Here is a 19,465-nt window from a genome sequence, read left to right on the forward strand (position 1 = left end):
CACCCCCCTGGCGCGACCGCGGCGGGGCCGGGGGCGACCGGGTCCCCGCACCCGCGCCCCCGGGTCCCGCCCTTCGCGCGCCCCTGACCCCGCCCGGGAGTCCTCATATGACCCAGGTCTGCTTCGCCGTTCCCGACGACGAGTTCGAGCGTGACTTCCTCCAGCTGCCCCTCGACGTGGCCAACGCCTGCGCCGCCCTGCGCGCCGAGGGCATCGGCGTGTCCGTCTGGGACAACCGCCTCACCGACACCCCGCCCGAGACCGGCCCGGACCCCGACATCGTGGTCGTGGTCACCGCCATCGCCGACCGCGCCCAGTGCTACCCCCTGGTGCTGGACCCGGTCAGGGCGCTGGTGGACCGGGTCCGCCGGCAGTGGCCGCAGGCGACCGTGCTGGCCTGCGGGCCGCACGCCACCCACCTGCCCGAAGCCACCCGGAGTGAGCTGGGGGTCGACTTCGTGGCGCGCGGCGAGGTCGACTCCGCGGCCATCCAGGCGGTGCGCGACCTGGTCGCCGGCCGGCCCGGACTGCCGGTGCTGCCGCTGGTGGACAGCTATCCGCAGCTCAGCACCGAGCAGTGGCCGCTGCCCGCGTACGACCTGTTCGACCTCGGCTCCTACACCGCCGAGGTGTTCATGGACGGGCAGGTGCGCCGCGGCTCGTGCGGCATGGTGCTCGGGGTGCGCGGCTGCACCTACGGCTGCACCTTCTGCCATCTGCCGTTCGGCACCCGGATGCGCCCGCAGCCCGTCGAGCGCACCCTCGCGGAGATCGCGGCCATGCGGGAGCGCGACGTCGACTTCGTCTTCTTCCTGGACTACGTCTTCGGACTGCACCCCACCTTCTACCAGGACCTGTGCCGGGGTCTGATGGGACAGGGCGTCGGCTGGACGGGCCAGAGCCGCGCCGAGGTGGTGCTGCGCACGGACGTGGAGCAGTGGGCGGCGGCCGGCTGCAAGGGCATGTGGCTCGGCGCCGAGTCCCCGGGGATCGCCGACACACCGGTCGGCAAGCGGGTCAAGCCCGGGGTGACCGACGCGGCGGTGCGCAGGCTCCAGGACGCGGGGATCACGCCGTTCGCCTTCCTCCTCATCGGCCTGCCCGACGACCCCGCCTGCCAGAGCGGGGAGCTGCTGGAGTGGGCGGCGACCCTGCCCGGCTACTTCGGGCTCAACCAGCTCTTCCTGCGTCCCGGCACCAAGCTGTACGACCAGTTGGCGCCCCGCTACAACGACGGCAGGATGCCGCGCACCTGGGCCGAGGTGGAGGCCGTGACCCGGCGCTACCGGGAGAGCTACCCGGTGGACCTGGACGAACTCTGGGGCCGGCTGACGCGGCTGCCCAACTACCTCGGCAACGCCATGGCGGCGCTGTGACGGGTGGAACACACCGTGGTCCGCGCCGGTGTCCGTGCCGGCTTCCGCGCGGCAGCAGCGGTCATGCCGTCCTGCGCGTGATCCGCCGGACCGGCGGGTCCGGGCACCGCCCGGAGGCCGCACAGCGATGAGCACGGCACCATCGGCACCATCGGCACCGCCCCGGCCGGGCCGGCTGAGCACGGCGCTCGGACTGCCCCGGCTGAGCGGGCAGCGGCTCCTGCTGGCCGCCGTGGTGATCGACAGCGCGGGCAGCGGCCTCGCCGTGCCCTTCCTGCTGCTCTACCTGACCCGGCAGGACCACCTGACGGCGGCCACCGCCGGTACGGTGCTGACGGTGGCCGGGGCCGCCGCCCTGGCCGCGGGACCGCTGTCCGGGCCGCTGATCGACCGGTGGGGCCCGGGCCGGCTGGTCCAGGCGGCCCACGTACTGCGCGCGACGGCGTTCCTCGGCTACCTGACGGCCGGCTCGCCGCCGGCCGTACTGGCCCTGGCCACGCTCGCCGCGCTGGGGGACAACCTGTTCTGGCCCGCCAACCGGGCGTTCCTCGCCCGCCGTTGCCCGCCCGGTGAGCTGCTCCGCTGGTACGGCCTCGAACGCACCCTGCGCAACGTCGGGCTGGCGGCCGGCGGGCTCGCGGCGGGCTTCCTGGCGGGGTCCGGCCTGACCGGGCTGCGGCTGCTGATGGCGGGGAACGCGGTCAGCTACGCCCTCGCCACGGTCCTGATCGCCCTGCTGCCGACCGCCGCCGGGCGCCCCTCCCCCGACCCGGCGCCGGTGGCGCCCGGGGCCCGTCCGGCCGCGCCCCGGCCCGACGGCGCGTACGTCACCATGGTGGCGGCCAACACGCTGCTGGTGCTGGTCTGCGTGGCGCTCCCGGTGCTCGTGCCGCTCTACGTCGTCCAGCAGCTCCACCAGCCCTCCTGGGTGGTCGGCGCGGTGTTCGCGCTGAACACCATGCTGGTGACGGCGGGTCAGACGCTGGTGGTGCGGCACGTGGAACGGCGCGAGTACCTGCGCACCCTCCAGTGGGCGGCCGTGCTGTGGTCCGCGGCGGCCGTGCTGTTCGGCGCGGTGAGCGGGCTGCCGGGTACGGCGGTGCTGCCGCTGCTCGCGGCAGCGGTGCTGGTGTTCACGGCGGCGGAGCTGATGCACGCCCCGACCAGCGACGCGGTGGCCGTCCGCATGGCCCCCGCCGACCGGCCCGGCAGACACCTGGGCCTGCACCAGCTGTCCTGGGGGGTCGGCTCCGCGCTCGCCCCGTGGCTGCTGACCGGGGCGCTGACGCTGGGCCCCTGGTGGCCGTGGGCCCTGCTGGCCGTCGGCGGGCTGTCGGCCGCCGTCGCGCTGGCCGCCGTCCGCCGCGCCGTCGGCCGGGTGCTCCCGGACGGGGACGGCTCCGGCACCGGCCCCGGGAAGTGAGGGCACGTAAGGGAGGACGTACGGGATGACGAGCCGGAGAGACGAGAGGAAGACCGAGAAGATGGCCGATGCGACGGCCGGTGCGACGGCCGATGAGGTGACGTTCTGGGACTACTCCAGGTCCCAGGCGCTCAGCCGCTACAACGGTATGAGGCTCGGCGTGCGGGAGCTGGCGGAGCTGTGCGGCGTCCGCAGGGCCGCTGAGGCGGTCGACGTACAGCTCCCTTCGCCGGACGAGATGGCGGGCATCCATCCGCTGGCGCTCAAGCGGCCCCGCCGGTGGGAGGCGGCGATCGGCGCGGCGATCTACGCCGGCAGCGGTCAGGTCGCCGCGCGGCAGGAGATCATCAAGGCGAGGGAACTGCTGGACCGGCTGTCGAAGGCCGACCGGAGTGCCTTGACCGTGCCGCGCCTGCTGGCGCTGGTCCCCACCATGGTCGCCGGGTTCCGCTTCAGCCGGCGGAGCGAGACGTTCAACCCGGAGTCGAACCGCTACCTGGAGGGTGCGCGCTTCCTCTCGGTGCTGCTGACGGACCGGCCGGCCCTCGACGTGGAGATCGGTCTGTGCGCGCACCGGGCGGGGGTGAGCGACCCGGTCCTGCCCGAGCACGTCAGCCCGTCGGGGTCGAGCCGCATGGTGGCGTTCGTCGCGGCGCTGCTGGACAACTCGCTCGCGCGCAAGCGGACGGTCAACGTGTCCCAGCAGACGGCGACCGACCGGGCCGCCGCCACGGTGAACTCCATCGTCTTCACCCGGTACGCGGCCGAGGGCCGGGTGGAGCACCTGCTGCGCGTCGTCGACCAGCACGCGGACGACATACGTTCGCTGCTGGCGCGGCACGACGCCGTCTCTGCCACGGACTTCCGGTTCACCCCGCTCGACCCCTTCAGCGAGGCGGTCGAGCGGGACATGGACGAGGTGTTCGGCGCCGACTGGTCCGGTCCGCCGGCCGAGCCGCTGTGGCGCGGCGGGGGCACGCTGGACCGGGCCGTCGAGGCGGCCAAGGGGAAGATGGCACGGTTCATGCGGGACGAGCCGCTCGACATCGACCGTCTGCTCAGACTGCACAAGGACTCCGAACATCCCAGCGAGCGCGGTGTGTCGGCGCTGCGCTGGTTCGACCGGCACCAGCGGCAACCGCTTGAGGTCCGGGCCCGCTACGACGTCGCCTTCCACCACCGGCTGGCGCTGACCACCCTGCGCAAGGACGGCGTCGGCATCGGGATGGAGCGGGGGTGGGACGAGTACCAGTGGCTGGCGTGGAGCGCGGCGTACGGCTCGCCCCGGACGGCGATGCCCCTGCTCTACGCCCGGAGTTCGACCGAGCCCGCGAGCCACGTCTCCCTGCGCAGCTTCAACCTCCGGCAGTTCTGGTGAGACGGTGGGCGCACGGACCGTCCGTTCGGGCCGACTCGGCACGAACGGGTGCGGGCGGGCGACGAAAGCGGCCTGGAACAGGCGAGCGACAGAGTAGTGTCGCGCCGGATCACTTCACATGTATCCGTACTCGGACTTGGATTTCATGAACGATATCGCAGCGGAAACGCGCACCGGTTCCTTCGTCCCGGCCGGACAGCCCCGGAACCGAAGGGTGGGGCGGAGCCGCGCGGGTCTCCGGCGCAGCGTCGTACTGGCGTTGGCGGTTCCCGTCGTCTCGGCCGCGCTGGCCGCACCCTCGGCCTTCGCCGCCGGCACCGGCACCGGCACCGGCACCACGGCAGCGGCCGGCGTCGGCGCGTCCGGCCACACGTATCCGGCCGGCCCGGGCGACCAGCAGCTGGTCGCGAACCTGGACGCCCGGGTGCTCGACCAGCGGCTCGGTTCCGACGTGGGCGGCGTGGTCCTCGACGCCGACTCCGGCAGCACCGTCTGGGACCACAACGGCTCCACCGCGCTGATGCCGGCCTCCAACGTCAAGCTGGCCACGGCGACCGCCGCCCTGACCGTGCTGGGCCCCGAGCACCGGTTCACCACCGGGGTCGTCTACGGCGACGGCACCCTGACCCTCGTCGGAGGCGGCGACCGCACCCTCGGCAGCGACGGCCTGGCCGAGCTGGCGAAGACGGCGGTCGCCGGGCTGAAGGAGGCGGGCCTGAGCACGGTGAAGGTCGCCGTGGACGACAGCCTCTTCCCCGAACCGACCCTGGCCGACGGCTGGAACGAGGGCTACTACCCGGACAGCGTCGCCCCGGTCCGGGCCCTCGTCGTCGACGGCCGTGGTGTCCAGGACACCTCCATCGACGCCGGGCAGACCTTCGCCGGGCTGCTCGCCGAGAACGGCATCACCGTCGACGGCGACGTCACGCGCGGCGCGGCACGGCGCACCGATACGCCGCTCGCGCACCACAGCTCGGCACCGCTGGCGGACATCGTCAGGAAGATGCTCAAGACCAGCGACAACAACATCGCCGAGACCCTGCTGCGGACCACGGCCCTGGGAGCGGGACGGCCCGCCACCTTCGAGGGCGGCACCGAGGTCGTACGCCAGGTGCTCAGCCGGCGCTACGGCGTCTCCCTCCAGAACTTCGTGATCCACGACGGCAGCGGGCTGTCCCGCACCGACCGCATCCCGGCGGCCACCCTCGCGCAGATCCTCGAACTGCTCACCGAGCCCCGCCACGCGCGGCTCCTGGGCTCCATCCTGGACGGCCTGCCGGTCGCCGGTGAGGCGGGCAGCACCCTGGGCCCGGAGTGGGGCCGGTTCGACGACCCGAACTCCCGGTGCGCGGTGGGCAAGGTGCGGGCGAAGACCGGCACCCTCACCGGTGCCATCGCCCTGAGCGGTCTGACCCGGAGCGAGGACGGCGAGTGGCGGGTGTTCTCCTTCATCGAGAACGGCTCGACGGCCGCCCCCGGCGACATCAAGGACGCGATGGACGGCCTGGCCGCGACCGTGAACGGCTGCTGGGCATAGGGGCGTAGGGCGACCGCCCGGGGCGCCGTCCGCTCGTGAGGCCGGACGGCGCCCTCCACCCCGGGACCGGTTGAACCGCGCTCAACAGGTGTGACCGGCGTGGCAAGCTGCGTGTCACAACGGGTCCGTCCGCGGCCTTCACCGCGGTGCCGGGAGCAGCGCGCCGCGGACCGCCCGGTCCGCCTGCCCCGGCCCGCCCGGGAGGAGAACCCCCATGTCCACACCCACCCGTACGACCCACGGCCCGATGCCGAGCCACCGGGCCGTCGAGAACCTGATCGCCCGGTACGCCGAGCTGGTGGACGACGGTGATTTCGCGGGACTCGGCGCCCTGCTCGCCGACGCCACGTTCACGGGCAGCGGCGGGCCGGTGCACGGGCGGGAGGCGATCGAGCGGATGTACCGGGACACCGTGATCCTCCACGACGACGGCACACCGCGCACCCAGCACGTCACCACCAACGTCGCCATCGAGGTCGACGAGGAGGCGGGCACGGCGGTCGCGCGTTCGTACGTCACCGTGTTGCAGGCACTGCCCGGTCTGCCGCTGCGGCCCATCGCCGCCGGCCGCTACCACGACCGCTTCGATCGCCGGGACGGGGAGTGGCGGTTCACGGCGCGGCGGGTCCGCATCAACCTGGTCGGCGATGTGAGCCGGCACCTGCGCCTGGCTCCCGAGCGGCGGTAGCGCTCCGCCCGCGCCGTACCGCCCCGCCCCATTGTGCTGCGCGTGTCGCCGCGCGGGTGATCCGCCGGGGTGGCGGCCGGAGGCGGCTCGCCGGCCCGCGCACCGCCGAACTCCCCTGCACATGCCGGGAGATGACGTGCGGACGACGGGCCCACCCGCACCCCCGGGAGACGCGGATCGTCCGATGGTCGGCTTAACTAACGTGTCGGCGACCCAAAGGATCACAAGCGTTAGTAAGGTACCTCCATGAGTTCTCCAGCCTCTTCCGGCGACCGCGACAAGGTCGTCTCCAAGCTGCCGGGCCGGCTCCGGCAGGACCTGAAAGTCAGAGCCGCCCAGCACGGCATCGAGATCCAGGCCGCCGTCGAACAGGGCATCAGGGACTGGTGTGCGCTCGCCTCGGCCACCGAACCCGTCGACACCGCGGGCGCCGACTCCTTCTCCACCTTCCTGCCGCCCGGGCAGTGGGAGACCTTCCGGAAGGTGGCGGCGGACCGCAGCGTCTCCCTCATCCAGGGGCTCGCCCAGTCCGTCACGCTGTGGCTCGACTCCAACCCGGCGCCGGACGTCGCGCGGCCCAGCGTCACCCGCCGCATCATCGTCTGCAACCAGAAGGGCGGCGTGGGCAAGACCGCCATCACGGCCGGTGTCGGCGAGGCGCTCGCCGAATCCTCCAACGCGCTGCACTCCGTACGCGTGTCGAAGGCGCTCGCCAAGGCCCTGCGGGCCAGCGAATCCGAGGACGCCGTGGACGAGCCCCTGGAGGTCGAGAGCCTGCCCGGCCTGGGCATGCGTGTCCTGCTCGTGGACTTCGACCCCCAGTGCCACCTCACCAACCAGCTCGGCGCCGCTCCCCTGCCGATGAACGGTGACAGCCTCACCAACCACATGGCGGGCGATCCCAAGGGCGACCTGCGCGACCTGGTCGTGCCCATCGCCGAGGAGACCTTCGGCGACCGACTGCACCTGCTGCCCGCCTGCAACGACGCCTTCCTCCTCGACGTGCGGCTGTCTGCCGTACGGGCCCGTGAGGCCGCGCTGGAACGGGCCCTGACCCCGCTCGAGCAGGACTACGACGTCATCATCGTCGACTGCCCGCCCAGCCTCGGCCTCAGCATGGACGCCGCCGCCTACTACGGCAGGCGCCGCGACGGCGAGAAGCCCGGTCAGTCCGGCGCGCTCATCGTCGTACAGGCCGAGGACAGTTCGGCCGACGCCTACGAACTGCTCACCACGCAGATCTACGACCTGCGCGACGACCTCCAGATCGACATCGACTACCTCGGTATCGTCGTCAACCTCTACGACTCGCGCCGCGGTTACATCGCCACCTCCTCGCTCCAGGGCTGGGTCGACATAAAGGATCCGCGGGTGGTGGGGCTCATCGGCGACCTGAAGGAACAGAAGGAAGCGGTCCGCATGAAACAGCCCCTGCTGGCCTATGCCCCCAAGTCGCAGCAGGCCATCGGGATGCGCGCACTGGCCCGGGAGATCTCATGAGCAAGGCCGACCAGCTGGGCGCCGGACGCTTCGGCGGCGCCCGGCCCGTCAGCGCGCGCCGGCAGGCCGTGGCCGCCGCGACCGGTGTGCCGACCGACGGCGTGGCTCCGCCCGGCGAACTGCCCGTGGGCCGGATCAGCCCCAACCCCGACAACCCCCGCTCGCAGCTGGGCGACCTGACCGACCTCACCGGCAGCCTGAGCACCCACGGCCAGAAGCAGGCCATCACGGTCATGAACCGCGACGCCTATCTCGCGGCCAACCCGGACCGCGCGGGCGACCTGGAGCCGAACACCACCCACGTCGTGATCGACGGCAGCAGCCGACTGGCCGCCGCCCGCGAAGCCGGCCTGGCCACCATCAAGGTCATGGTGAGCGACGACCAGGGCAGCACCTCGGAGGAGCTCCTGGAGTCCGCGCTGGTCGCCAACATCCACCGGCAGGACCTGGAGGAACTCGACGAGGCCCGGGCCCTCCAGCGGCTGCTCGCCATCCACGGCAGCCAGACCGCCCTGGCCAAGCGGCTGCACCGCTCCCAGGGCTGGGTGTCGCAACGGCTGGCGCTGCTCACGCTCACGCCCGAACTCCAGGCGCTGATCGGCCGGGAGCCCATCGACCTGCTGCGCGCCGTCGGCAACAAGCCGGCCGACCAGCAGATGGCGGCGCTCGAGGCGCTCAAGGCCGAACGCGCCCGCCGGGACGCGGAGAAGGCGGCCCGCAAGGCCGCTCGCCAGCCGGAACCGACGGCGGCCGACCTCGGCACGGACCTCGGAACCGGCACCGGTCCGGTGGAGGACGACGACGCGGGCGGCACCGGTGCCGTACCGGCCACCGCGGCCGGGCCGGCACCGGTGCGTGACGAACCGCCGGCCGTACCGGCCCAGGCGCCGCCCGTCCAGGCGGACACCGACATCCCGGTCCAGGCACCACCACCGGCCCGGACGGACACCGCCGACCCGGAGCCGGACCTGATGCCGGTGCCGGAGCCGGAGCCTGAGGTGGAGGTGGAGGTGGAGGTGGAGGCGGTCAGCGGGGCCGCGTCCACGGCGTCACCCGCCGTACCACCGGCCGCGTCACCCGCCGTGCCGTCCCCGGCGCCGTCGGAACCGGTCCAGCCGATCGCCCCGCCGCGGACGGCCGCCGTGCCCTCCGACCCCGCCCCGGCGACGGCCGCGAACGGAAAACCCGCCCGGACCCTGCCCTACGACGAGCCCGGATCCCTCGCGATCCTGCTGGACCGGAAGATCGAGAGCGACGACACGTTCTTCGACCTCGTCGACTTCCTGAGCGTCAGGGCACTCCAGCGCGACCCCGCCCGGCTGGGCGCGCTCGCGCGGCGCCTCGTCGACCAGACCACCGCTCAGGTCGACTGACCCGTGCGCCACGGTCCGCCCCGCTCCCCCACCCTCCGGAGCGGGGCCCTGCCGTACGCACGTATGACGTGTGGCGAGGGGTGCTCCTGAAGCAGCAGGGTGCGGGTGACACCCGCGGTCGGATCGGGGTCCGCCGCGGCGCCGCCGGTCCGCAGCGGCGGGCGTCGGTCGATCACCGTGCTTCCCGTGAGGAGTCACACCCGTCGACACGCGTACGAGGACGAACGTCGGCCACCGTGCATATGTCATCGCACACACGTGCGGCTGTCCGGAAAGGCGGCTGCCGGAAAGGCGGCTGCCGCCGGGACGCCGGACCCAAGGGGGGAAGGTTCTTTCCCCGGCAGGAACCTGTCTCTCCCGCCCCGGCGTCATCCGGGGGACGGTGGATGTGTTCCCGGCAGGACGCGGCCCACGGGGGCCCGCCGCCCCGGGTGCGCCACCACCGCTTCGACCGTCTCCGCAGGAGTGCCCTCATGGGCCGGACCAACGTCACCTTCCACAGCGCCGGTATCGAGATCGCCGCCCACCTCCACACCCCCGACACCCCGGCGTCCGGCCCGCGTCCGGCGCTGGTCGTCGGTCACCCTGGGACGGGGGTGAAGGAGCAGACGTCCGGCACGTACGCGCGGCGGATGGCCGAGCGCGGCTTCGTCGCCCTCGCCTTCGACGCCGCCCACCAGGGCGCCTCGGGCGGTCTGCCGCGCGGTCTGGAGGACCCCGCGCAGCGCGTGGAGGACTTCAAGGCCGCCGTGTCCTACCTGACCACCCGCCCGGAGGTCGACGCGGAGCGGATCGGTCTGCTCGGCATCTGCGCCTCGGGCGGCTACTCGCTGGCCGCCGCCGGCGGCGACCACCGGGTCAGGGCCGTGGCCACCGTGAGCACCGCCGACCCCTCCCGCCAGTTCCGCCTGGGCGCCGACGGCACCCAGGACCCCGCCGTCTTCCAGTCCCTGCTGGACTCCGCCGCCCGGGCCCGGACCGCCGCCGCCCGCGGCGAGGACCCCGGCGCGATGGAGGTCTTCCCGCCCACCGCCGAGCAGGCGGCCGCGCTCGGCGGCGAACACGGCGCCGAGGGCTTCGAGTACTACCGCACCCCGCGCGGCGGGCACGAGCGGTCCGCGCGGTTCCTGGCCTGGGAGAGCGTCGACAGGCTCGCGGGCTACGACGCCTTCTTCGCCGTCCCGCTGATCGGCCCCCGCCCGCTGCTCCAGATCATCGGCGAGCGCGCCGTTACCGCCTGGATGGCCGTGGAGGCGCACCAGCGCGCCACCGGCCCCAGTGAAGTACACCGGATCGCGGGCGCCAGCCACGTCGACCTCTACGACAAGGAGGAGTACGTCGGCCCCGCCATCGACCGGCTCGCCGACTTCTTCACCACCCACCTCACCACCCGCCTCACTGCCCCGGGCCGGCCGGCGACGGCCGGGTGACCCGCCTTCCGAACAGGGCCGTCTCATCGGACGGCCTGCCGCCCCGGGCCCTCCCCGCCCCTTGCTTTAATGACCGTTCCCGAACTGGGGGTGGGAATGGACAAGGCGGAGTTCGGCCGGCTGCTGCGCGCGGCACGGCAGCGTTCGCTGCTGACGCTGGAGAGCCTGGCCGAGGCGTCCGGGGTGAGTGTGCGGGCCATCAGCAACATGGAACGCGGACAGAGCCTGCCGCGGCAGGCGACGCTGAGCGAGCTGATGGACGCCCTGGAGCTGGACGAGCAGGAGCGGCGCCGGTTCGTCGAGGCGTCGATGCGCCGTACGGAGCGCGCCCCCCGGCAACTGCCGCCGGACCTCGCCACGTTCCGCGGCCGGACGGAGGCGCTCGCGGCCGTCCACCGGATCACCTCACACGTCGCCGGGCACGGCGCACACGTCGTCATCTCCGCGATCGGCGGCATGGCGGGGGTCGGCAAGACGGCGCTCGCCGTGCACTGGGCCCACCAGGAGGCGGACCGGTTCCCCGACGGCCAGCTGTACGTGAACCTGCGCGGCTTCGAGGACTCGGGGCGTCCCCTGAGTCCCGGGGACGCCCTCGCCGGGTTCCTCGAGGCGCTCGGGGTGCCCAGTTCCTCGGTGCCGCGCGGGCTGGAGGAGCGGTCGGCGCTGTTCCGGGAGCGGACGGCGTCCCGGCGGCTGATCGTCGTACTCGACAACGCGCGCGACGAGGAGCAGGTCAGGCCGCTGCTGCCGGCGTCGACGGGGTGTCTGACCATCATCACCTCGCGCAGTCAGCTGTCCGGTCTGGCCGTGACCGAGGGCGCCACCCTGGTCGGCCTGGACGTGTGGACGCGCGAGGAGGCGCTGGCGGCGCTCGCGGCCCGGATCGGCGAGGAGCGGTGCCGGGCGGAGCCCCGGGCGGCGGCGGAACTGGTGGAGCTGTGCGGGTTCCTGCCGCTGGCGGTGGCGATCGTGGGCGCCCAGGTGAGCGCCTCACCGCAGCTTCCGCTGGGGCCGGTGGTGCGCGAACTGCGCGACTCCCGGCCGCGACTGGACGCCCTGTCCAGCGGTGACCGGCGGGTCGACGTCCGTGCCGTGTTCTCGTGGTCGTACCGGGCCCTGACCCCCGGGACCGCACGGTTCTTCCGGTTCCTGGCCCTGCACCCGGGGCCGTCGGTGTCGGCGGAGGCCGCCGCCTCGCTCGCGGGCATCGGCATGGCGGAGGCCCGGCGGCACTTGCGCGAGCTGATCTCGGCGAACCTGCTGTCGCGGGACGCGGAGGGGCGGTACGTCCTGCACGACCTGGTGCGTGCCTACGGCGCCGAACTGGTCGAGGAGGAGCGGGACGACCGGCTCGGCGCCCAGACCCGGCTGCTGGACTACCTGCGCCACAACGCCCGCCTGGCCAACCGGCTCCTGGGCCGTGCCGAGTCCGAGCCACCCGAGCCGCCCGCCGACGGGGTGGTGCGCATCACCTTCGACACCCGCGAGGGGGCGCTGGACTGGTTCCGCCAGGAGGAGTCGACCGTCGCGGCGGCGCTGCGCTCCCTGGACGACCCGCGGCTGCTGTGGTTCCGCGTGAACACCCAGGACTGGGTCAGCTACTACTCGGTCACGGGCCGCTGGACGGAGGAGATCGAGACCAAGCGCATCGGCCTGGAGGCGGCCCTGCTGCTGGACGAACCGACCGCCGTCGCGCGCAACTCCGCTTCCCTCGCCCGGGCGCTGGCGGAGACGGGCCGGACCGAGGAGGCCGACCAACAGGTCGAGTTGCTGCTCGGACTGCTGCACCGGCTGGGTCCGGTCGAGCGCGCGGCCACCGAGCGGAGCATCGGCTGGGTACGCGGCCGTCAGAAGCGGCACGCCGAGGCCCTGCACCATGCCCGCAGGGCGCTGGAGATCTACCGCGCCGAAGGGGACGACGGGGCCGCGGCCCGTGAGATGAACGCGGTCGGCTGGTACCTCGCGCTGCTCGGCCGGTACGAGGAGACGATCGCCCTGTGCGAGGAGGCGGTTCCCCTGCTGCGGCGGCACCGCAACGTCCGAATCGAGGCCGCCGCCCGGGACACCATGGGCTACGCCCGGCAGCGCCTCGGCGACCTCGACGCCGCGATGGCGGACTACCGGGAGTCGCTGCGGCTGTACGGGGAGGGCTTCGACGGCTACAACCAGGCCGAGGTGCTCGACCACCTCGCGACGGCGCAGCAGGAGCGGGGTGACCGTGCGGGCGCCCGGGAGAGCTGGCTGCGGGCGGCCGACCTGCTGAGCGCGATCAACAGTCCGCGAGCGGCACGCATGCGGGCCAACGCCCAGGCCCTGGACACTCCCCCGAACCCGGCGTAGCGGCCCCGCCGGACCCCCGCCCGCTCCCGCCCACCTCCGCCCGTGGCCCGCACACGTGCCGGGAAGCGCGCTCAGCCGCTTACGCGGGTGTCCGCCCGTCCGGCGGTCCGCCGCCCGTGTCGGCCGCCGCGTAGGGGTCGCGGATGCTGACGTCCGCACCGAACTCCAGACGGCCGAAGACCCAGTCGATCGGGTGGCACTCCCGTGCGTCGGGCAGTCGCACGACGAGGGGGACGGTCTCGGGGTGGGCGGCCGGGGCGTAGCCCCAGGCTCCGCCGATGTGCCGCGTGAGGATCTCGCCGACGTAGCAGCCGAAGGCGACGAGGGATTCCGCCATGTCCTCGCCGGTCACACCTTCGGCGCGGAAGCCGTCGACGATGTCCTCCACCAGCTCGATGCTCTCGGGACTGTAGTCCAGCTCCGCATCACTGATGTCGGCCGCGGTCGCGACGATGGCGGCGGCATGCCGAGGAGCGCTACCGGGCTCCAGCGGGGGGTTCAGGTGCACCTGCATGTCGGTCCTCGGGCTGTGGCCGTCAATGGCGTCGGGGCTTACCGCACATCACCCGGCCGGACATGTCCCCGCCCGGATCGAACCGAGCCCCGCGGACACGCGGTGCGCTGGCGGTCAACCGGCCGTGCGCTGACTGGACACCTGACCGGCAGAGTCCGGCATAGCGTGACGCGGTGCAGCCGCGGCGGAGCCACCGCCTGCCGGTCTCCGCCCCCGCCTGGAACAGGACCCCCCACATGAAGCTCGCGGCCGACTCGGCATGGGCTCCTCTCGCGGCGCGTGTCTTCCGCGCGCTGTGGATCGCGCAGCTGGTGTCCAACACCGGTAGCTGGATGCAGACGGTCGGCGCCCAGTGGCTCCTCGTCGGGCACGGAGACGCCCTGGTGACGCTCGTGCAGACGGCCTCCAGCCTCCCGGTCGTCCTGCTCGCCCTGCCTTCCGGTGTGCTGGCCGACCGCTACGACCGCCGCGGGGTGCTCCTGACCGCCCAGTTCGCCATGCTCGGCGTCTCCGCCGTGCTGACGGTGCTCGCGTTCCAGGGCTCGCTCGGCCCGGGGGTCCTCCTCGGCCTCACCTTCCTGCTGGGCTGCGGCACCGCGCTGATGGGCCCGGCCTGGCAGGCGATCCAGCCGGAACTGGTGGAGCGCGCGCAGTTGGGGCAGGCGGCGGCGCTGGGGGCCGTGAACGTGAACCTGGCCCGCGCCGTGGGGCCGGCCCTCGGCGGCGCGGTGGTCGCCGCGGCGGGCGCGGGCTGGGTCTTCGCCTTCAACGCCCTGTCCTACCTGGGCATCGCGGCGGTGCTGCTGCTGTGGCACCGGCCGGCGACGCCCCAGCCCACTGTGCAGAGCGAAGGACTCCTGGCAGCCGTGCAGGCAGGCCGCCGTTACGTCTGGCACGCCCCCGGTGTCCGCCGGGTAATGCTGCGCACGATCCTGTTCATCCCCGGCGGAGCCGCCCTGTGGTCGCTGCTCCCCCTCGTCGCGAGCCGTTCCCTGGGCCTCGGGTCGGGCGGGTACGGGCTGCTGCTCGGCGTGGTCGGCGTCGGCGCGGTGGGCGGCGCCTTCGCCCTGCCCGTGATCCGGCGCCGGCTGGGTGCCAACGGCACCCTCGCCGCCGGGGCGGCGGTCTTCGCCGCGACGCTGGTGGTGCTGGCCACGGCCCGGCTGCCCTGGATCGCGGCGGTCTCGTTGCTGCCCGCGGGTCTGGCCTGGATCGGCGTGCTGTCCGCCCTCAACGCCGCTGTCCAGCAGCGGATGCCCGGCTGGGTCCGGGGCCGCGGACTCGCCATCTACCTGGTGGTGTTCCAGGGCGGCCAGGCGCTGACCGCACCGCTGTGGGGGCTGCTGGCCGGGAAGCTGGGGCTGACCACCGCCCTTCTGATCGGCGCCGCGCTGCTGGTGGGCGGCGCGCTGAGTGTGCGCCGCTGGCCGATGTACGAGCCCGACTGGCTCGACCCGAGCCCCTCCGACCACTGGCCCGTCCCGCCCCTGGTGTTCGAACCCGGGCCGGCCGACGGCCCGGTGCTGGTCTCCGTGACGTACCGGATCGCCCCGGAGAACCGGGCCGCCTTCACCGACTGCATGCGGCAAATGGCCCGTTCCCGGCGCCGCACCGGAGCCCTGACCTGGGGTCTCTACCAGGACGGCGGTGATCCGGAGCGGTTCGTCGAGAACTACCTGGTCGCTTCCTGGGCGGAGCACATGGCCCAGCACCACAGCCGGCTCACGGCCAACGACCGCCGCTTCGAGGAGCAGACGCGCCGGCTCGTCATGGAGGGCACCGCACCGGAGGTGACCCATGCCTTCGACGCGACCGCCGGACCCGTGGTCGCCGTCGGGCAGCAGGAAGCGCACCGGACTCAGACGTAGGGGACAGGGGCGGCGGAACCGCACCCCTCAAGTTCCCCGGACGACCTCGACGGCAGTATGTCGATACGGCCCTCGATACACACTCACGAAGGAAAGAAACAATGTTCCAGCGCATTCTCGTCGCTGTCGATTCCAGCCCCGCCCGCCACTCCGTCGTACGCCTGGCCGGTGACATGGCCCGGCTGGCCGGTGCCAAGGTCAACGTCCTGCACATGGCCACTGCCACGGCGTCGCTCGCCGCGGTGGTCTCCCTGGAGGACGACACGGAGGCCAAGGCCGTCCTCGACGAGGCCGTCACCTCGCTGCGTGAGGCGGGCGTCGAGGCCGAGGGCACCGTCGCCAACGGCCTGACGACCCAGATCGCCACCACCATCTCCGCCGCCGCCGAGGGGTGGCAGGCCGACCTGCTGATCCTCAGCCCGCACCACCGCGGCTCGCTCGAGGCCCTCTTCAACCCCCGGGTCAGCGACGCCGTCGTGCACAGCAGCCGTATCGCCGTCCTCCTGGCGCCCGCGGACGACTCCGACGACCAGAGCTGAGCGTCGGTCGCGAAACAGGGGTGCGGCCCGCGTCTGCGGGCCGCACCCCTGTTCCTTCCCTCCCCCGAAGGGCGATCAGCGCACGCCGGCCCACGTGTCCCGGGCCCAGTCCTCGAACCGGGTCCAGCGAACCTCCGGGTGACCACCGTGGAGCGCGGGGATGTCGACGCGGTAGCCGGGTCCGTTGAGGAACGCCCACATCGCGTGCATGTCGGGATTGCCCACCGCCGCCAAGGGGTACGGCACGTGGCGGACCTCAAGTCCCAGCACCCTGCTCAGCGACGCGGCCATCTGCACGGGAGTGGGCGCGTCGCTGGCCAGCTCGATGCGCTGCCCGATGTAGGAAGCGGGGTTGAGCATCACTTCCGCCGCGAACGCGCCGAGATCGGCGCGGGCCAGCTGCTGCAACGGCCGGTCGGAGGGCAACGGCAGGTCGAGGAAGCCCTCGGCGATGCGCTCCAGGCCGCCCAGCGCGTTGTCGAAGAAGTAGGTCGGCCCCAGGACCGTGTACGGCACGTCACCGGAGGCCAGCTCGGCCTCGATACGCGCCTTGCTCTCGAAGTGCGGCACTCCGCTGTCCTGGTCGGCGCCGGCCACCGAGCTGAACACGAGGTGCGGGACGCGCTCCCGCGTCGCGGCGGACAGGATCGCCCGGCCCTGCGCCACCTCCGCCTCGATCCCCGCCTCGAAGGGCGTGGTGAACGCGAAGACGCTGCTCACCCCGCGCATGGCGGCGGCGAGCGAGTCGGGATCGCTCAGCGACCCCGGCACCACCTCGACGCCCTGTGCGGCCAGTTCGCGCGCTGCTCGCCGGCCCGGGTCACGGACCATCGCCCGGATGGGGACCTGGCGGTCCAGCAGGGCGTCCGTCACGGCCCCGCCCTGTCCGCCGGTTGCCGCGAGTACCAGAACCGGTGCATCGACCATCGAAAACTCCTCTTCGCCCGTCGCGTTCACAACCCACTGGTGACGGCAATGATCCGCCACGGAGGTCACACCCGCGCCACGGTTCACCCGAAGAGGCGGAGCAGGGCGCTGCGAGTCGCATGGTGTGCGCGCACTGTCATGCCGCTTCCCCCTCCGCGGTGCCGGGGACGACGGCCAGGATGGTCGCCGGGACGGTCGGTGCCGGGACGACGGGACGCAGCGGAAGCAACCGACGCCGTTGTCCCCGGCCGCGTAGGCGCTGCCGCCCAGTGCCTGGAAGCAGCCGTTCCAGCCGCTCGCGGGCAGCCAGGTCCGCACCCTGGCGTGGTCGTCGCCGCCCGGGTGGGTGAGGGCAATGGTCATCTCGCAGCAGGCGGGGACACCGGTGACCGTGCCGCCCAGGAGCCCGCTCCCGTGGACCGTGCCGCCCTCCTCGCGGACCGACGCCGCGGACTCCACCGGAAGTAGGTGAGCACACGGCCACGACGGCACAGGCGCACGCGCGGATCAGACGTACGACGGGCGTACGGGACGTGTGAACGACGAGCCCACCTATGCGGAACCGGCGACCCGCACGAGGACGCCACCGGTTCAACCGGTGACGGTGATGGCAGGGCCCTCGGAGGCTGTCAACCGATCCGGCCCCGCCCGGACTGCCGCCGCCGTTTGCTATGCTGCGCGTGACCCGAATCGTGTGATCGAGGAGTCGCAGACATGGTGGGTGACGACGACATCTCCGGGTGAGACCCGGACCTGACGGCCACCGGCCGGTGCACAGGAGCACCGCCGACGTGGTCCGTTTCGTCGTACCCCCTTTCCCCACGTCTGCCCTGGGCAGAGGTCCAAGCCCTGCCCTCAGTAACCTCGAGGTCACCTCCATGTCCGACGCCGCCGTCGTCTGCTCGCATCTCTCCTTCGCCTGGCCGGACGACACCCCGGTCTTCCACGACCTGTCCTTCACCGTGACCACCGGCCGGACGGGCCTGGTCGCGCCCAACGGTTCCGGCAAGAGCACGCTGCTCAAGCTCATCGCCGGTGAACTACGGCCCGCCACCGGCTCGTTGTCGGTCAGCGGAACACTGGGCCACCTCCCGCAGACCCTCCCCCTGACCGGGGACCTCACCGTCGCCGAAGTGCTCGGCGTCGCCGAGGTGATCCGCGCCCTGGACGCCGTCGAGTCCGGGGACGTGAGCGAGGAGCACTTCACCACCATCGGCGACGACTGGGACATCGAGGAGCGCACCCGCGCCCAGCTCGACCGCCTCGGCCTGACCGACCTCACCCTGGACCGCGCCCTGAGCACGCTCAGCGGCGGCCAGGTCGTCTCCCTCGGTCTCGCCGCCCAACTGCTCAGGCGCCCCGATGTGCTGCTGCTCGACGAACCCACCAACAACCTCGACCTGGCGGCCCGGCACCGGCTCTACGACGTACTCCAGGACTTCACCGGCTGTCTGCTGCTGGTCAGCCACGACCGCGCGCTGCTCGACCGGATGGAACGCATCGCCGAACTCGGCAGCGACGAACTGCGCCTCTTCGGAGGCAACTTCACCGAGTACGAGGAAGCCGTACGGGCCGAGCAGGAGGTCGCCGAGAAGAACGTCCGCAACGCCGAGCAGGAACTCAAGCGCGAGAAGCGGGAGATGCAGCAGGCCCGCGAACGCGCCGAGCGCCGCGCGAGCAACGCCGCCCGCAACCTCAAGAACGCCGGGCTGCCCCGTATCTTCGCCGGCAACATGAAGCGCGGAGCACAGGAGGCCGCGGGCAGATCCGGCCAGCTGCACGCCTCCCGGGTCAGCGAGGCCAAGGCACGCCTCGACGAGGCCGGACGCGCGCTGCGCGACGAGCAGCGCCTCACCCTGGAACTGCCCGACACCCAGGTGCCCGCCGGACGCAACCTCTTCCTCGGCGAGGGGATGCAGGTGCACCACGCCGGCCGGGCCGTGTTCGCCGACGGCGGCGTCGATCTCGGCGTCCGCGGCCCCGAACGCATCGCGCTGACCGGGCCCAACGGTGCCGGCAAGACCACCCTGCTGCGGCTGATCACCGGTGACGTCACCCCGGACAGCGGGGAGATCAAGCGCAACGACGGCCGGATCGCCTATCTCTCGCAGCGCCTGGACCTGCTGGACCCGGACCGCACCGTGGCGGAGAACTTCGCCGCGTTCGCCCCCGAGCGGCCCGAGGCGGAGCGGATGAACCTGCTCGCCCGCTTCCTCTTCCGGGGCGCCCGGGCACATCTGCCGGTCCGGGTGCTCTCGGGCGGCGAACGGCTGCGGGCCACCCTGGCCTGCGTACTGTGCGCCGAACCGGCTCCCCACCTGCTCCTGCTCGACGAGCCCACCAACAACCTCGACCTGATGAGCGCGGGTCAGCTGGAGAGTGCGCTCAACTCCTACCAGGGCGCCTTCATGGTGGTCAGCCACGACGAGCGGTTCCTCGCCGAGATCGGGGTGAACCGATGGCTGCGGCTGGCCGACGGAGCGCTGACGGAGACGGGGGCTCCCGCGGTGTGAGCCGCCGGCGTGTGACGTGGCCCGCGTCCGAGGCCCTGTGCCCGGCGGGCCGACCACCG

General features: G+C 73.1%; 14 protein-coding genes. 12 read left to right on the plus strand and 2 right to left on the minus strand.

Annotation, left to right across the window (positions count from 1 at the left end):
• The first annotated feature begins 107 nt into the window (after positions 1 to 107).
• The 9 genes from IF37_RS0113950 to IF37_RS0113995 all read left to right on the plus strand — a co-directional run bounded on the left by IF37_RS0113950 (position 108) and on the right by IF37_RS0113995 (position 13,045).
• Positions 108 to 1,376: a radical SAM protein gene (locus tag IF37_RS0113950; RefSeq protein ID WP_030741514.1), complete on the plus strand. Its 1,269-nt coding sequence runs from the start codon at positions 108 to 110 to the stop codon at positions 1,374 to 1,376.
• Positions 1,377 to 1,503: 127 nt separating this feature from the next.
• Positions 1,504 to 2,799: an MFS transporter gene (locus IF37_RS0113955; protein WP_030741517.1), complete on the plus strand. Its 1,296-nt coding sequence runs from the start codon at positions 1,504 to 1,506 to the stop codon at positions 2,797 to 2,799.
• A gap of 25 nt (positions 2,800 to 2,824) precedes the next feature.
• Positions 2,825 to 4,177 (plus strand): hypothetical protein, encoded by a 1,353-nt coding sequence (locus tag IF37_RS0113960; RefSeq protein ID WP_253915758.1) that lies wholly within the window; start codon positions 2,825 to 2,827, stop codon positions 4,175 to 4,177.
• 145 nt (positions 4,178 to 4,322) lie between these two features.
• Positions 4,323 to 5,714, plus strand: coding sequence for a D-alanyl-D-alanine carboxypeptidase/D-alanyl-D-alanine-endopeptidase (gene dacB / locus IF37_RS0113965; RefSeq protein ID WP_030741523.1), 1,392 nt, complete (start codon positions 4,323 to 4,325; stop codon positions 5,712 to 5,714).
• Between the two features lie 214 nt (positions 5,715 to 5,928).
• Positions 5,929 to 6,402, plus strand: a complete 474-nt coding sequence (locus IF37_RS0113970) for a nuclear transport factor 2 family protein (RefSeq protein ID WP_030741525.1) — start codon at positions 5,929 to 5,931, stop codon at positions 6,400 to 6,402.
• A gap of 246 nt (positions 6,403 to 6,648) precedes the next feature.
• Positions 6,649 to 7,902, plus strand: coding sequence for a ParA family protein (locus IF37_RS0113975; RefSeq protein WP_030741527.1), 1,254 nt, complete (start codon positions 6,649 to 6,651; stop codon positions 7,900 to 7,902).
• Complete coding sequence (locus IF37_RS0113980; RefSeq protein WP_030741529.1) at positions 7,899 to 9,275, plus strand: ParB/RepB/Spo0J family partition protein; 1,377 nt, start codon at positions 7,899 to 7,901, stop codon at positions 9,273 to 9,275. Before IF37_RS0113975 ends, IF37_RS0113980 begins: the two co-directional genes overlap by 4 nt.
• Before the next feature lie 473 nt (positions 9,276 to 9,748).
• Positions 9,749 to 10,705, plus strand: coding sequence for an alpha/beta hydrolase (locus tag IF37_RS0113990; protein ID WP_030741533.1), 957 nt, complete (start codon positions 9,749 to 9,751; stop codon positions 10,703 to 10,705).
• Positions 10,706 to 10,774: 69 nt separating this feature from the next.
• Positions 10,775 to 13,045: a helix-turn-helix domain-containing protein gene (locus tag IF37_RS0113995; RefSeq protein ID WP_253915759.1), complete on the plus strand. Its 2,271-nt coding sequence runs from the start codon at positions 10,775 to 10,777 to the stop codon at positions 13,043 to 13,045.
• 79 nt (positions 13,046 to 13,124) lie between these two features.
• Here the strand turns inward: IF37_RS0113995 and IF37_RS0114000 are convergent, their stop codons facing one another.
• Positions 13,125 to 13,559: a hypothetical protein gene (locus IF37_RS0114000; protein ID WP_030741539.1), complete on the minus strand. Its 435-nt coding sequence runs from the start codon at positions 13,557 to 13,559 to the stop codon at positions 13,125 to 13,127.
• Positions 13,560 to 13,795: 236 nt separating this feature from the next.
• On the opposite strand from IF37_RS0114000, the gene IF37_RS0114005 reads away from it, so the two are divergent.
• Both IF37_RS0114005 and IF37_RS0114010 read left to right on the plus strand, forming a co-directional pair.
• The gene (locus tag IF37_RS0114005; protein ID WP_037856485.1) at positions 13,796 to 15,427 is read left to right on the plus strand and encodes an MFS transporter; all 1,632 of its coding nucleotides are present in this window, start codon (positions 13,796 to 13,798) and stop codon (positions 15,425 to 15,427) included.
• A gap of 101 nt (positions 15,428 to 15,528) precedes the next feature.
• The gene (locus IF37_RS0114010) at positions 15,529 to 15,966 is read left to right on the plus strand and encodes a universal stress protein (RefSeq protein WP_030741545.1); all 438 of its coding nucleotides are present in this window, start codon (positions 15,529 to 15,531) and stop codon (positions 15,964 to 15,966) included.
• Between the two features lie 75 nt (positions 15,967 to 16,041).
• On the opposite strand, the gene IF37_RS0114015 is transcribed toward IF37_RS0114010, so the two are convergent.
• Entirely contained in the window at positions 16,042 to 16,893 is an 852-nt protein-coding gene (locus IF37_RS0114015; RefSeq protein WP_030741548.1) for an NmrA/HSCARG family protein, read from the minus strand.
• Between the two features lie 878 nt (positions 16,894 to 17,771).
• Between IF37_RS0114015 and abc-f the strand changes: the two genes are divergently transcribed.
• A complete protein-coding gene (abc-f, locus tag IF37_RS0114020) occupies positions 17,772 to 19,406 on the plus strand; it encodes a ribosomal protection-like ABC-F family protein (RefSeq protein WP_030741553.1) in 1,635 nt (544 codons plus the stop codon).
• Positions 19,407 to 19,465: the final 59 nt, after the last annotated feature.

Origin of the sequence: Streptomyces sp. NRRL S-31, assembly GCF_000718775.1 — a bacterium.
Lineage (GTDB): Bacteria > Actinomycetota > Actinomycetes > Streptomycetales > Streptomycetaceae > Streptomyces.